This is a genomic window from Pseudomonas sp. HS6, from assembly GCF_023375815.1.
Lineage (GTDB): Bacteria > Pseudomonadota > Gammaproteobacteria > Pseudomonadales > Pseudomonadaceae > Aquipseudomonas.
In genome coordinates, this window is record NZ_CP067412.1 from 1,699,957 (window position 1) to 1,712,525 (window position 12,569).

Genomic DNA, 12,569 nt, shown 5'->3' on the forward strand with positions numbered 1-12,569 from the left:
CGGTCACGTTGTCGATTGGCAAAACTCCCTCGCCGCTGCTGCCTCCCTGCGACCCACCGAAATGGGCCGAGGTTGGATAAAGATACATGGGGTTTGGTTCCGGCGCTCGCTCAGCGCGCCAGTGCCTGCTGGAACGAGGTGTCGATGATCCCGGCGGTGGCCAGCGGAGCCGGTAGCGCCTTGACCTTGAACAGAAAGTCCGCGGTGCCTTGCAGGTCGGCAGCGGCTTGTTGATCCACCGGGCCGACGGTCATGTGCGCCTGGCGCAACCAGTGCCGCGAGACCTCTTGATCGAGATTGGCCTTCTTCGCCCACAAGTCCGCGTATTCGTCGGTGTGGCTGTCGACCCAGGCTCGGGCCAGTTTCAGGCGCCCGAGAAAATCGGCAATCGCCTCACGCTTGTTGTCGATGGACGGCGCGGAAGCGGCGATGGCACTCAAACCCGGCATCAAGTTCTTTGCGGTCAGAATCGGTCGCGCACCGGAGAACACGATCTGCTGGGAAATGTACGGCTCCCATACTGGGAAGGCATCGATACTGCCCTGAGGCAACGCGGCGGCGGCATCGATCGGCATCAGTTTGACGAAGTCGACGTAGTTCTCCGGCAACCCGCCCTGCTCCAGCGCCCGTAGGGTCAACTGCTGACTCCAGGCGCCTGGCCAGTAAGCGACTTTCTTGCCTTTCAGGTCTTCGATGGTTTTCACCGGCGAGTCCTTGGGCACCAGCAGCGCGATGGTGTCTGGGTTCTGCCGCGACACGCCAATCAGTTTTACCGGCGCCTGTTTGGCGGCGAGGAACAGAAAGCCCGAATCGCCGAGAAAGCCCAGGTCCAGCGAGCCGGTCTGCAACGCTTCAGCCAGCGGTGCGGCGGCCTGGAAGTGTTTCCAGTCGACGGTATAAGGCGCGTCCTTCAAGACGCCGGACGCTTCTACCGAGGCGCGGATGTTGTAGTAATTCTGGTCACCGACGTGCAGGACCACAGGTTCGGCCGCGTAAGTCAGAGGCGAGGCGATCACGGCGCTGGTCAACGCGGCACGTAGGAAACGGGAGAGCTTCATGGCGAGTCCTGCAAAGGGGATTTTTATAGACCATAACGCTCTTACAAATCGGATTTGAAATTCGATTAGCGCATAAGCTCAGCACTGTCGATGAGCGCTGTTTGCCTGGCAACAGCGGCGCGGCACAGTGTTTTCCCTGCAACAGTTCAAAGCGCACAAACCCTATCAAAACCCCATAAACGCGGGGCTCAGGGCATATGGCACAGAGCCTGCAATATTCCATTCATGCAGGAAGCATTCGATAAAAATATCTTTTTCGACATAAGAATCTGTTGCCTTGCCGGAGCGTGCCCATGAAACCCCGCTTACCGTTTTCCCGAGTCAAAACGCTGCTCGCGGCCTGCGCCGTGGCCCTGAGCCTGCAACCGCTCGCCCACGCGGCGGAAACGCCGCCCGCCGAAGTGCATCTGGACTATGCCTATTACTCCCCCGTCAGCTTGGCGCTCAAGCACTTGGGTTATCTGGAAAAGGCCCTGCCCCAGAGCAAGGTCAGCTGGGTGCTGAGCCAGGGCAGCAACCGTTCGCTGGAATACCTCAACAGCGGCGGCGTGGATTTCGCGTCGTCAGCCAGCCTCGCCGCCGTGCTCAGCCGTGCCAATGGCAGCCCGATCAAATCGGTGTACGTCTACAGCCGTGCTGAATGGACCGCGCTGGTGGTTCGCAAGGACTCGCCGATCCAGTCCGTCGCCGACCTCAAGGGCAAGAAAATCGCCGCCACCAAAGGCACCGATCCGTACCTGTTCACCCTGCGCAGCCTGCAACAGGCCGGGCTGAAAAAGGACGATGTGGAACTGGTGCACCTGCAACACCCGGACGGCCGCACCGCTTTGGAGAAAGGCGACGTCGACGCCTGGGCCGGACTCGATCCGCACATGGCCGCCAGCCAGGTGCAGGCCGGTTCGCGCCTGCTGTACCGCAATCGCGACTTCAACAGCTACGGCGTGGTCAGCGTCACCGAGCAGTACGCCAAGGAACACCCGCAAACCATCGAAACGGTGATCAAGGCCTACGAACAAGCCCGCGAGTGGTCGGTGAAAAACCCGGACGAACTGGCCCAACTGCTCGCCAGCGAATCCGGCCTGCCGCTGGACGTCGCCAAGCTGCAACTGTCCCGTACCGATCTCAGCAGCCCACAACTCACGGCCAAAGACGTGCTCGCCTCAAAAGCCGCCGCGCCGATTCTGGTCTCCGAGGAACTGGTGCGTCGCGGGGTGAATGTCGATCAGGTGATCGATCAATTGCTCGACACCGGTTTCCAGCAAGTCGCCGCCGCCCAGTAACCGATCAGGCTCACAACGAATCCGCGCCCGTCGCGGATTTGTCGTGAGCGGAGAACCGTCCATGAGCAATGACCTGCCCACCCGCCTCGTCGTACCGCTGCCGCGCCGACAAACCCTGCCGCTGAATCCGCTTTGGCGACGGCGCTTTAAAGGGCTGGTCCTGCCGCTGTTGATCGTGATCACCCTGGAGATCATCGTGCGCGTCGGCTGGTTGCCGTCCTATCAGATGCCTGCGCCGAGCGAAGTCGCACTGACCCTGACGGATCTGGCCGAAAGCGCCTTGTGGAAACACATCGGTGCCAGCCTGATCCGCGTGCTGATAGGGTTTTCCATCGGCGCCAGTCTGGCGCTGGTGTTTGCCGCGTGGGTCGGCCTCAGCCGTGAGGCCGAGGCTTACCTTGAACCGACCTTCGCCGCGCTGCGCTCAATACCGAGCCTGGCCTGGGTCCCGCTGTTGCTGTTGTGGCTGGGCATCGACGAGACCTCGAAAATCGTCTTGATCGCCATCGGCGCGTTCTTCCCGGTGTACGTCAACGTGGTCGCGGCGATCCGCAACATCGACCGCAAATTGGTGGAAGTCGGCCACATCTATGGTTTCAGTCGCCTGCAACTGGTGCGCCGGATTCTGCTGCCCGCCGCCCTGCCCGGCCTGTTCACCGGGCTGCGCAGCGGCATGAGCCTGGCGTGGATGTTTCTGGTGGCGGCCGAACTGATCGCAGCGACCAAGGGCCTCGGTTACCTTTTAAGTGACGGACGCGAAACCTCGCGACCGGACATCGTGCTGGCGGCGATCATTGTGTTGGCGCTGCTGGGCAAACTCAGCGATGGCCTGCTCGCCGCGCTCGAGCGCCGTTGGCTGGCCTGGCGCGACACCTTCACCGGTCAGGCCAGCAAGGACTGATCTGCACAACTAAGCTGAACCTTCAGGCAGTGTTCGCCGGAGGTTCGGCCGATGTGCGGAAGACTTTCGCAATACCGGGGCATCCACGATTTCGTTGCAGTGCTGAGCATTCCCGATGCGCTGATCAACCACGTCGGCGATGCACCGCTCGCGCACTACAACGCGGCGCCCACGACTGCGCTGGCCATTCTTCATCAACATAAACAACGCTTGTACGCCGATAACCTGCGCTGGGGCTGGCGCCCGCACTGGGCCAGGGATCGCGCTGCGCCGATCAATGCGCGGGTCGAAAAAGTCGCCCACGGCCCGTTCTTTCGTGCGATCTGGCGTCACCGCCTGATTGTGCCGGTCGACAACTGGTTCGAGTGGGTCGACGGACCAGACAAGAGCCGCCAACCCTGGCTGATCCATCGGGTCGATCATCAACCGGTTTTCTGCGCTGCCATCGGCCAGTTTCCGACACCCGGATCGGAACCTCGGGAAGACGACGGCTTCGTGATCATCACCGCCGACAGCGAAGGCGGCTTGCTTGATCTGCATGATCGCCGGCCCATCGTGCTGTCCGCCGAGAACGCGAGGGAGTGGCTCGACCCCGCGACGCCGGTGGAGCGCGCCGAGCAAATGATGCTGTTCGAAGGGCTGGGCAGCGAGGCGTTCGAATGGCACAAAGTCGGCAAAGCTGTCGGCAACTCACGCAATCAGGGTGCGGAATTGATTGAAGTGGTGCCTAAATAATTTCCGGGGTGACACGTCTATCGAGTATTGAGAAGCCGTGAATCAAATTGATATCACCGAGCAAGTGAGAACCGCTCGTTACAGTCGGTGTTTCAATCTCGAAACATTGATTGAATCAGTCGTTTGATTAAAACCAACCGCCTGTCTGACATTTCAATCGTCATACATACATTTAGTAACACTACGGATAGCATGCGCGCCGCATTTCCAATTGGCATACCAGTTGACCAAAGAGTCAACAAACCGGGAATACCTACAAACTTTTCAAGCCTTGCAGAGAACTAAGTTGCGCGACGATTTTGCAATCAAACAGGCCAACGGCCTGGAGTGTATTTATCTGTCCATGACAGAACGCTTTCAACTCGACTGTTTTATCGGCCACTACATAAAGACTCGAAACCTGCGTGACGTACCCGAGATCGACCGCATCCTGCGCACCACTCTCCAAAATTATCCCTGCCACCCGCCGGTGATGGTCAACGAGCTGAATGCCTGGATCGACAAGACCTTGGGTTATCGGGCTTCACACCCCGATTTCACACAGCTGGACGATCTTTGATGAAACGAAAAAGCCCCGCATTCGCGGGGCTTTTTCGGTGTGGCGTTCAGGGTTTCAGCGGCCATTCCTGGTCGCGGTCGGACAACTCGCGGCTGTCGTCATGCTTCCAGGTCTGCTCCTTGTGTTTCTCCCGCTCGATCTCTTCTTCGCTCGGTTCTTCATCTTCTTCGGGACGTTGCTGCTCGGTTGCCATGTTCACCTCGCTGTCGTAGGTCATCAGTCATCCTTACAGCGTAGAACAGATTCAGACAGGCAACTTACATCCACCAGCGCAACAAAAAGAAGAACGCCATGCTCAATAGCATGCTAAGCAACGTATTGCGCGTGTAGATCACCAATCCAATCGCCACTAACGAACTCAGCAAATAGGGATTGTCCCACTGCAGATTCAATTGTTTATCCGGCATGAACACGATGGGACCGCAAATCGCGGTCAACATGCCCGGAACGGCGAAACCGAGAAATTGCCGTGCGTTGCTGCTCAAGCGCACCGGCAAACGCGGTTCGAGAAATACATAGCGGTTGAGAAACACCAGAATCCCCATGCCGACAATCACTGCCCAGACCATCATGTGCGCTCCCGATACAGCTTGTTGCAGATAAACCCTGCGGTCATTCCCGCCAGCCCCGACAACACCAGCGCCGAACCCCACTGCCAATAGCTGAACAGCACCGAGCAGAACAGCGACACCGCCACGCAAACCACGGTCGGCACATTGCGCACCACCGGGGTGATCAGGGCGATGAACGTCGCGGCAATCGAGAAATCCAACCCCAAGTGTTCAAGCCCCGGAATGCTGCTGCCGAGCACAATGCCAGCCAGGGTGAAGAGGTTCCAGGCGATATAGAACGTCAGGCCGACGCCGAGGGCATACCAGCGATTGAACTGCTGACGGTCATGCTGGCTGGTCAGGGCAAACAGTTCATCCGTGAGCAAAAAGCCCAGGCCAATGCGCCAACGCCCCGGCAGCGGAGAGATCACATTGCGCATGCTCATGCCGTAGAGCAAATGCTGCGACGTCAGCAGCAGGGTGGTCAGCAGAATCGAAAAAATCCCGGCACCACCCTTGAGCATGCCGATCGCCACCAGTTGCGCAGCGCCAGCGAACACGATGCTCGACAAGCCCTGCCCTTGAAGCGGCGTGAGGTTGGCTTCGATCGCCATGGAGCCGGCCAGCAGCCCCCACGGCGCGGTCGCCAGGGATAACGGCATAATCGCCGCAGCTCCGCGAAGAAAGGCACTGCGCGGCATTAATGAGTCAGACATAACGCTCTTCAACCGTGAGACAAGACCCCGGACTCTGCCAGTAAAGGCGCTTTCATGGCTTGAATAATCTTGCGCAGTTGCCAGAAATCTCCCAGCCGCGAGTCGCCGACCGGCGTACCATTGCAGCCATTCACATTTGCGTCAGGGAGACGACATGCTGTATCGAATTGCCGCCGACGGGCTGGTGCTGTTTCACCTATCGTTCATTCTGTTCGTGCTGTTTGGCGGGCTATTGGTGCTCAAGTGGCACCGAGTGGCGTGGCTGCATCTTCCGGCCGCCACCTGGGGCGTGATGGTCGAGGTGTTGCACCTGACCTGCCCGCTGACCTACTGGGAAAACCTGATGCGCCACGCCGCCGGGCAAACCGAGTATGCCGGCGGCTTCATCGAGCATTACGTCTGGCCGATCATCTACCCGGCGGGGCTGACCCCGCAGATCCAGTTGGCGCTGGGCAGCGTGGTGCTGGTGATCAACCTGCTGGTATACGGGCGTCTGATCCGCCGGTGGAAACTACGTCGCGCCGCCCGCATTCCGTTCTAATTCGACTTCAAGGCTTCCAGCCAGGCCGGATCGAGGCGCGTCTGATCGGTGTCCAGACCGAGCGTCTCCATCCGCACCTTGTGCGCTTCGACTTCACGATGCAATTGCGCATGATCGCTGGAGTTGCCGTCCAGTTCATGCATCTGGGTCAGGCCAAGGTGATAGAAGCGCAGTACTTTCATCGCCGTCGGATCACCCTTCTCGACCGCTGCTGTCACCTGATGCATGACGTTGGTGACACTCATCAGGCTGCGCTTGAGCCGACAGCCGTATACCGCCGGGGCCATCCAGGTCTGGTTCCAGAAACGCCCGCGCAACAACGCTGCCGTCAGCAGAAATGCGGCAAACACCCCGCCGACATTGAACCGCAGGTTATCGCCACCCGGCTCGCCGAACAGCGCCACCGCCACGGTCGAAAACGCCATCGCCAGCACCAGGAACAGCACCGCGATAATCAGCGTGCTGCGCCGGGTCTGCTGGCGATAAGTGATGGCATCGATCGGTTGAATCTCGAACATCGTGACAGGCTTCCATGGCTTGAAATAAAAAGAGGCCGGCGCATTATCGCCTCTGAGGCGGATTTAGCTATGCTGGAGCTCCTTTTCATCTTTTCAAAGTCCAACGGGGACATGGCGATACCAAGCAGATCGTGCCATCTTCATTCATGGATACACACTATTCGGATGCCATTGGCCAGGCCGGCAATGACATCGTTTTAAGGATCACTGCATGACCCAACGACACGTAATCAATGCCTCGGTCAGCCCAAAAGGCAGCCTGGAAACCCTTTCCCAACGTGAAGTTCAGCAACTGAGCCAGGCCGGAACCGGCGGTACCTACACCCTCTTCCGCCAGTGCGCCCTGGCAATCCTCAATACCGGCGCCCATGTCGACAACGCAAAAACCATTCTGGAAGCCTACAAAGACTTCGAAATCCGCATCCACCAACAGGATCGCGGCGTGCGCCTGGAACTGCTGAACGCCCCGGCCGACGCCTTCGTCGATGGCGAAATGATCGCCAGCACCCGGGAAATGCTGTTCAGCGCCCTGCGCGACATCGTCTATACCGAAAACGAGCTCGACGCCCTGAGCATCGACCTCAGCACCTCACAGGGCATCAGCGACTACGTCTTCCACCTGCTGCGCAACGCGCGCACCCTGCGTCCGGGCGTCGAGCCGAAGATCGTCGTATGCTGGGGCGGCCACTCGATCAACACCGAAGAATACAAATACACCAAGAAAGTCGGCCACGAACTGGGCCTGCGCAGCCTCGACATCTGCACCGGTTGCGGTCCCGGCGTGATGAAAGGCCCGATGAAAGGCGCAACCATCGCCCACGCCAAGCAACGTATTCACGGCGGCCGCTACCTGGGCCTGACCGAGCCGGGCATTATCGCCGCCGAAGCGCCGAACCCGATCGTCAATGAGCTGGTGATCCTGCCGGACATCGAAAAGCGCCTGGAAGCCTTCGTGCGCGTCGGCCACGGCATCATCATCTTCCCGGGCGGCGCCGGCACCGCCGAAGAATTCCTGTATCTGCTGGGCATCCTGATGCACCCGGACAACGCCGGCCTGCCGTTCCCGGTGATCCTGACCGGGCCGAAACATGCCGCGCCGTACCTGGAGCAACTCGACGCTTTCGTCACCGCCACCCTCGGCGAAGCAGCGAAACAGCACTACGAAATCATCATCGACGACCCGGCCGAGGTGGCGCGGCAGATGACTTCCGGCCTCAAGGCCGTGAAGCAGTTCCGCCGCGAACGCAACGACGCGTTCCACTTCAACTGGCTGCTGAAGATCGACGAAGGCTTCCAGCGCCCGTTCGACCCGACCCACGAAAACATGGCCAACCTCAAGCTGCACCGAGATCAGCCACCCCATGAACTGGCGGCCAACCTGCGCCGTGCGTTCTCCGGGATCGTTGCCGGCAACGTCAAGGACAAGGGCATTCGCCTGATCGAAGAACACGGCCCGTACCAGATCCGTGGCGACGCGGCGATCATGCAACCGCTGGATTTGCTGCTCAAAGCCTTCGTCGCCCAGCACCGGATGAAACTGCCGGGCGGCGCGGCGTATGAGCCGTGCTATCGCGTGGTTTCCTGACCGCCCTCGATGCAGTTTGCCCATGAGGGAGTGAGCTCGCTCCCTCATGGCTCATCGACACTACCGATCCGCCCTGCTCTCTGACACAAAAGCCCCGCTGATTCCCCACGACAGCTGTCATGTGGGCGTACTAAGCTGGGCGATTGTTTTTTCAGGGACGATCCATGAAACGTTTTGCCGCCTGCCTGCTGTCTCTTCTGGCCCTGACGGCCAATGCGGCAGATCTGCAACTGCTCACCGACAACCATCCTCCGCTGCATTTCCTTCAGGGCGATCAACTGGTGGGCTTCGGCGTGGATGTGGTGCAGGCCTTGGCCACGCAGACCGGTGATCGCATTCACTTACAACAAGTGCCGCTGCTGCGCGCCCTGCGCATGGCCAGCGATACCCCGGACACCGGCGTATTCACCGTCCTGCGCACCGACGCACGCGACGACCGCTACCAATGGGTCGGGCCGCTGATCGAAGTCGAAACCGCGTTGTATGCCCACGACAATTTCCATCCACCGGTACGCAGCCTGCGTGAAGCGGATCACCTGGGTCGGATCACCGTGCCGCGCAAATGGCTGGTCTACAGCTATTTGCAGGAACAGGACCTGACCAACCTTTACGGCGTGGAAACCCCGGAACAGATGATGCGTCTGTTCAGTCTCGGGCGGACCGACTTTGTGGTCTCCGACACCCTGTCCAACGCTTCCCTCGCCCGCGAGCAAGGCATGGAGCCAGGCCGCTTGCAGTACCAGATGCCGTTGATGAAGCAGGACACCTACATCGCGTTCTCCCGCAAGACTGATCCGAAGCAAGTCGCACGTTGGCAACAGGCTCTGGATACGCTGCGCGCCGACGGTCGCCTGGAGAAAATGCGCCAGCGCTGGCTCAGCAATACCCTGCCGCGCTGATCACGCATCAACGGCTTTGATAACAACTATCTGAAAAGGTGTTTTTTCTTCTGGTGCCGGTGGCCATAAAGTGACGGTCATCTTCTTTCCACTTTCTGGTGCACCCATGAAAGACTTCATCGCCCTCGGGTTCATCGTCGCCCTGATCGGCGCCACCTCCGCGATTGCCAACGCCCACGGCAACGGGCACATCGTTGCCATGACCAGCGTCGGCCAGTCCGGCACATTGAACGTTGACACCGTCGGCCTTGGCAGCGAAGCCAGGGGCAGCCTGGAGCAGACGCTCTACGTTGCGCAGAACGCCTCCGAGTACGGTTACGACTATTGAGCCACCAAGCGCGCCGCCAAGGCCTTGGCCTGCGACGCGACATCGGTCACCGCCGTACTTTCCCACCACATTCCTCTCAGTGGCGGGCCCATCGCGAACAGTCGTTGTGACACCTTTCCCTGCGCATCCAGCACCGCCCCGTCTACCGCCGCTGCAATCCCCAGCGCCAATGGCCCCGGTTGCACCAGCCCACGGGCCAGTAATTGCTGCGGCAAAGGCCGATCAACTCGGCGCCAGTCATACTCGATACCGCTGGAATTGATCAGCGCCGCGCCTTGCACCACGCGTGTTTGATTTTCGCCCCGACGACGGACGCGAATGCCGACACCACTACCCGACACCGGCTCCAGACCTTTATAGGAAGCGGCGTGAATACGCAGGCGCCCTTCGCGATGCAGACGCTCGACCAGCTCCGCACTCAGCGGCGGCGAACGATGATGATGACTTTCCCACCACGGCCGCACATGCCGCACGAATTGCCGGCGTTGCACATCGCTTGCCTGACTCCATAGCCGACCGATATGCGCGCGCACCGTATCCAGTGGTGCCTGCCAGTCGATGCCTTGGGCGATGGCGTCGCGGCAATGACGGCGCAATTCGCGCAGTAACTGCAGTGGTGTGCGGAGGCTGTGATCCTCGGCGAGGAAATCCACCCACGCCGGCGGCTGTCGGCGCACATGGGGCAACAGTCCGTGCCGGGAAAACACTTCGATTGGCCCGCGATGCCCGGCTTGCTCCAGCGAGACCACGGCGTCGACCATGGTCAGGCCGGAGCCGATGATCAGCACCGTGGATTGCGGATCGAGCTGACGCATGGCCGCGACATCCCACGGATCGAGTGCCGCCGCGTTGAGGCCGCTGGATTCTTTTTGCGGGGTTCGGGCCGCCGGGAACATCCCGGTCGCCAGCACTGCAAAAGCGCCCCGCAGTTGCTGGCCGTCACTCAAGGTGAGCTGCACGGAATCGCTGAAAGCCTGAACATCGACCACTTCGGCGCGCACATGCTCGACCGTCGAACCGTATTGCGCGCCCACCTGCTTCGCTTCAGCCAGACGCTGCTGCACATAGACACCGAACAGCCCCCGTGGCGGAAACAGCTCGCTGACCGGCACATGCTGCTGATCCGACTCCGGCCAACCGCCACCGGCAATGTGATCGGTCAACCATTGGTTCAGGTCATCGGCATTGTCCGGATCGACGCTCATCCGCGCCGCATTGCCGTTAAGCGTGTGGCCCAGTTCAACCGCGCTGTACGCTTCGCCCCGGCCCAGCTCGGCCCGGGGCTCGATCACCAGAATCCGTCGCCGTCCCGGCAAATGCAGCAATTGCACCGCCAGCATCGTGCCACTAAGGCCGCCGCCGACAATCAGGATGTCGGCCGTATCGGTTTGAGTCATGCCGTTCTCGCTGCAGAGGATTTACTCAAGTCAGTGTCGTGCAGACGCCGCGAGCGAGTCTAGACAGACGCGACCTTTTTCTCCTGCCGATACAGCTCGCCCAGGTTTCGATAACCACTGCCCGGGTGAATCTCCGGCAACCTCGGCCCTTCGCCAAACAGCTTCTCGCGCAACGTCCCCGGCGCGTATTCGGTTTTGTAGACGCCGCGCTTCTGCAACTCCGGCACCAGCAACTCCACGGCGTCGATGAAGGTTTCGTGGGTCAGTGCGTAGGCCAGGTTGAAGCCGTCGACGTCGGTTTCATCGACCCATTCCTGCAACAGGTCGGCGACGGTTTCCGGGCTGCCGACGAACAAAGGGCCGAAGCCGCCGATGCCGACCCAGTCGGCCAGTTCGTTGGGGGTCCAGACCTTGTTCGGGTCCGCCGTGGAAAACGCCTCAACCGCCGATTGAATGGCGTTGGTGTGTACGTGCTTGAGTGGTTCGTCCGGTTTGAAGCGGCTGAAATCGATGCCGGTCCAACCCGAAATCAGAGCCATCGCGCCCTCGTAGCTGACCCAGGATTTGTACTCTTCGAACTTGGCTTTGGCCTTGGCGTCGGTCTCGCCGAGGATCACGGTTTGCAGATTGAAGATCAAAATCTTCGAAGGATCGCGCCCGGCCTCGGCGGCACGACGACGGATGTCCGCCACGGTTTTCTTCAGCAGCACTTTCGACGGTGCCGCGACAAACACGCACTCGGCATGCTCGGCGGCAAACTGCTTGCCCCGGCTGGACGCGCCGGCCTGATAAAGGACCGGTGTGCGCTGCGGCGACGGTTCGCAGAGGTGAATTCCCGGCACCTGGAAGTGTTTACCGTGGTGGCGAATCTCGTGGATCTTGCTCGGGTCACTGAAAATCCGCCGCTCGCGATCCCGCAGAATCGCGCCCTCTTCCCAACTGCCTTCCCACAGTTTGTAGCAGACCTCCAGGTATTCCTCGGCGAAGTCGTAGCGCGCGTCGTGTTCGGTCTGGGCTTGCTGACCGATATTCTTCGCGCCGCTCTCCAGATAGGAGGTGACGATGTTCCAGCCGGCACGGCCCTTGGTCAGATGATCGAGGGTCGACAGGCGTCGGGCGAATGGATACGGATGTTCGAAGGACAACGAAGCAGTCAGTCCGAAACCCAGGTGCTCGGTCACCAGCGCCATCGGCGGGATCAACTGCAACGGATCGTTGACCGGCACCTGCGCCGCCTGCCGGATCGCTGCTTCGCCGTTGCCGTTGTACACGTCGTAGATCCCCAGCACGTCGGCGATGAACAAGCCGTCGAACTTGCCGCGCTCAAGGATTTTCGCCAGATCGGTCCAGTACTCCAGATCCTTGTATTGCCAGGAGCGGTCTCGAGGGTGCGCCCACAGGCCCGGTGACTGATGGCCGACGCAGTTCATGTCGAAGGCGTTGAGACGGATTTCGCGGGGCATCAGGCGGCACCCCCGATGTTCAGGAGGCGTTTAGAGGT

General features: G+C 60.4%; 15 protein-coding genes. 8 read left to right on the forward strand and 7 right to left on the reverse strand.

Annotated elements, in window-relative coordinates; all coding sequences use genetic code 11:
* Window positions 1-110: 110 nt before the first annotated feature.
* Window positions 111-1,058, reverse strand: a complete 948-nt coding sequence (locus JJN09_RS07730; protein WP_249486605.1) for an ABC transporter substrate-binding protein — start codon at window positions 1,056-1,058, stop codon at window positions 111-113.
* A 293-nt stretch (window positions 1,059-1,351) separates the two neighbouring features.
* Between JJN09_RS07730 and JJN09_RS07735 the strand changes: the two genes are divergently transcribed.
* The 4 genes from JJN09_RS07735 to JJN09_RS07750 all read left to right on the forward strand — a co-directional run bounded on the left by JJN09_RS07735 (window position 1,352) and on the right by JJN09_RS07750 (window position 4,533).
* The gene (locus JJN09_RS07735; RefSeq protein WP_249486607.1) at window positions 1,352-2,338 is read left to right on the forward strand and encodes an aliphatic sulfonate ABC transporter substrate-binding protein; all 987 of its coding nucleotides are present in this window, start codon (window positions 1,352-1,354) and stop codon (window positions 2,336-2,338) included.
* A 61-nt stretch (window positions 2,339-2,399) separates the two neighbouring features.
* The gene (locus JJN09_RS07740; RefSeq protein ID WP_249486609.1) at window positions 2,400-3,239 is read left to right on the forward strand and encodes an ABC transporter permease; all 840 of its coding nucleotides are present in this window, start codon (window positions 2,400-2,402) and stop codon (window positions 3,237-3,239) included.
* 51 nt (window positions 3,240-3,290) lie between these two features.
* Window positions 3,291-3,974, forward strand: coding sequence for an SOS response-associated peptidase family protein (locus JJN09_RS07745; RefSeq protein ID WP_249486611.1), 684 nt, complete (start codon window positions 3,291-3,293; stop codon window positions 3,972-3,974).
* Between the two features lie 286 nt (window positions 3,975-4,260).
* Window positions 4,261-4,533, forward strand: coding sequence for a hypothetical protein (locus tag JJN09_RS07750; protein WP_249486613.1), 273 nt, complete (start codon window positions 4,261-4,263; stop codon window positions 4,531-4,533).
* 46 nt (window positions 4,534-4,579) lie between these two features.
* On the opposite strand, the gene JJN09_RS07755 is transcribed toward JJN09_RS07750, so the two are convergent.
* Genes JJN09_RS07755 through JJN09_RS07765 form a run of 3 tightly spaced genes read right to left on the reverse strand, consistent with a single transcriptional unit; the run spans window position 4,580 to window position 5,800 of the window.
* Complete coding sequence (locus JJN09_RS07755; protein WP_249490887.1) at window positions 4,580-4,750, reverse strand: hypothetical protein; 171 nt, start codon at window positions 4,748-4,750, stop codon at window positions 4,580-4,582.
* Window positions 4,751-4,790: 40 nt separating this feature from the next.
* Window positions 4,791-5,105, reverse strand: a complete 315-nt coding sequence (locus JJN09_RS07760) for an AzlD domain-containing protein (RefSeq protein WP_249486615.1) — start codon at window positions 5,103-5,105, stop codon at window positions 4,791-4,793.
* Window positions 5,102-5,800: an AzlC family ABC transporter permease gene (locus tag JJN09_RS07765; protein ID WP_249486617.1), complete on the reverse strand. Its 699-nt coding sequence runs from the start codon at window positions 5,798-5,800 to the stop codon at window positions 5,102-5,104. The genes JJN09_RS07760 and JJN09_RS07765 overlap by 4 nt, the downstream gene beginning before the upstream one ends.
* Window positions 5,801-5,954: 154 nt before the next feature.
* On the opposite strand from JJN09_RS07765, the gene JJN09_RS07770 reads away from it, so the two are divergent.
* Window positions 5,955-6,341: a DUF2784 domain-containing protein gene (locus JJN09_RS07770; protein WP_249486619.1), complete on the forward strand. Its 387-nt coding sequence runs from the start codon at window positions 5,955-5,957 to the stop codon at window positions 6,339-6,341.
* Here JJN09_RS07770 and JJN09_RS07775 read toward each other — a convergent pair.
* Window positions 6,338-6,859 carry a DUF3087 family protein gene (locus JJN09_RS07775; RefSeq protein ID WP_249486621.1) on the reverse strand — a complete coding sequence of 174 codons (522 nt, stop codon included), beginning with the start codon at window positions 6,857-6,859 and terminating at the stop codon, window positions 6,338-6,340. The genes JJN09_RS07770 and JJN09_RS07775 overlap by 4 nt on opposite strands.
* Before the next feature lie 211 nt (window positions 6,860-7,070).
* On the opposite strand from JJN09_RS07775, the gene ppnN reads away from it, so the two are divergent.
* The 3 genes from ppnN to JJN09_RS07790 all read left to right on the forward strand — a co-directional run bounded on the left by ppnN (window position 7,071) and on the right by JJN09_RS07790 (window position 9,671).
* On the forward strand, window positions 7,071-8,444 hold the full coding sequence (gene ppnN, locus JJN09_RS07780) for a nucleotide 5'-monophosphate nucleosidase PpnN (RefSeq protein ID WP_249486622.1): 1,374 nt from the start codon (window positions 7,071-7,073) through the stop codon (window positions 8,442-8,444).
* Between the two features lie 164 nt (window positions 8,445-8,608).
* A complete protein-coding gene (locus tag JJN09_RS07785; protein WP_249486623.1) occupies window positions 8,609-9,343 on the forward strand; it encodes an ABC transporter substrate-binding protein in 735 nt (244 codons plus the stop codon).
* 106 nt (window positions 9,344-9,449) lie between these two features.
* Window positions 9,450-9,671 (forward strand): hypothetical protein, encoded by a 222-nt coding sequence (locus tag JJN09_RS07790; RefSeq protein WP_249486624.1) that lies wholly within the window; start codon window positions 9,450-9,452, stop codon window positions 9,669-9,671.
* Here the strand turns inward: JJN09_RS07790 and JJN09_RS07795 are convergent.
* Entirely contained in the window at window positions 9,665-11,068 is a 1,404-nt protein-coding gene (locus tag JJN09_RS07795) for an FAD/NAD(P)-binding protein (protein ID WP_249486625.1), read from the reverse strand. The two genes, JJN09_RS07790 and JJN09_RS07795, sit on opposite strands and share 7 nt — an antisense overlap.
* Window positions 11,069-11,127: 59 nt before the next feature.
* Window positions 11,128-12,531, reverse strand: coding sequence for an LLM class flavin-dependent oxidoreductase (locus tag JJN09_RS07800; protein ID WP_249486626.1), 1,404 nt, complete (start codon window positions 12,529-12,531; stop codon window positions 11,128-11,130).
* Window positions 12,532-12,569: the final 38 nt, after the last annotated feature.

Excerpts from the sequence above, each read along its gene's own strand:
- JJN09_RS07730 (WP_249486605.1), bottom strand. The coding sequence starts at position 1,058 with ATGAAGCTCTCCCGTTTCCTACGTGCCGCGTTGACCAGCGCCGTGATC.
- JJN09_RS07735 (WP_249486607.1), top strand. The coding sequence starts at position 1,352 with ATGAAACCCCGCTTACCGTTTTCCCGAGTCAAAACGCTGCTCGCGGCC.
- JJN09_RS07740 (WP_249486609.1), top strand. The coding sequence starts at position 2,400 with ATGAGCAATGACCTGCCCACCCGCCTCGTCGTACCGCTGCCGCGCCGA.
- JJN09_RS07745 (WP_249486611.1), top strand. The coding sequence starts at position 3,291 with ATGTGCGGAAGACTTTCGCAATACCGGGGCATCCACGATTTCGTTGCA.
- JJN09_RS07755 (WP_249490887.1), bottom strand. The coding sequence starts at position 4,750 with ATGACCTACGACAGCGAGGTGAACATGGCAACCGAGCAGCAACGTCCC.
- JJN09_RS07760 (WP_249486615.1), bottom strand. The coding sequence starts at position 5,105 with ATGATGGTCTGGGCAGTGATTGTCGGCATGGGGATTCTGGTGTTTCTC.
- JJN09_RS07765 (WP_249486617.1), bottom strand. The coding sequence starts at position 5,800 with ATGTCTGACTCATTAATGCCGCGCAGTGCCTTTCTTCGCGGAGCTGCG.
- JJN09_RS07770 (WP_249486619.1), top strand. The coding sequence starts at position 5,955 with ATGCTGTATCGAATTGCCGCCGACGGGCTGGTGCTGTTTCACCTATCG.
- JJN09_RS07775 (WP_249486621.1), bottom strand. The coding sequence starts at position 6,859 with ATGTTCGAGATTCAACCGATCGATGCCATCACTTATCGCCAGCAGACC.
- ppnN (WP_249486622.1), top strand. The coding sequence starts at position 7,071 with ATGACCCAACGACACGTAATCAATGCCTCGGTCAGCCCAAAAGGCAGC.
- JJN09_RS07785 (WP_249486623.1), top strand. The coding sequence starts at position 8,609 with ATGAAACGTTTTGCCGCCTGCCTGCTGTCTCTTCTGGCCCTGACGGCC.
- JJN09_RS07790 (WP_249486624.1), top strand. The coding sequence starts at position 9,450 with ATGAAAGACTTCATCGCCCTCGGGTTCATCGTCGCCCTGATCGGCGCC.
- JJN09_RS07795 (WP_249486625.1), bottom strand. The coding sequence starts at position 11,068 with ATGACTCAAACCGATACGGCCGACATCCTGATTGTCGGCGGCGGCCTT.
- JJN09_RS07800 (WP_249486626.1), bottom strand. The coding sequence starts at position 12,531 with ATGCCCCGCGAAATCCGTCTCAACGCCTTCGACATGAACTGCGTCGGC.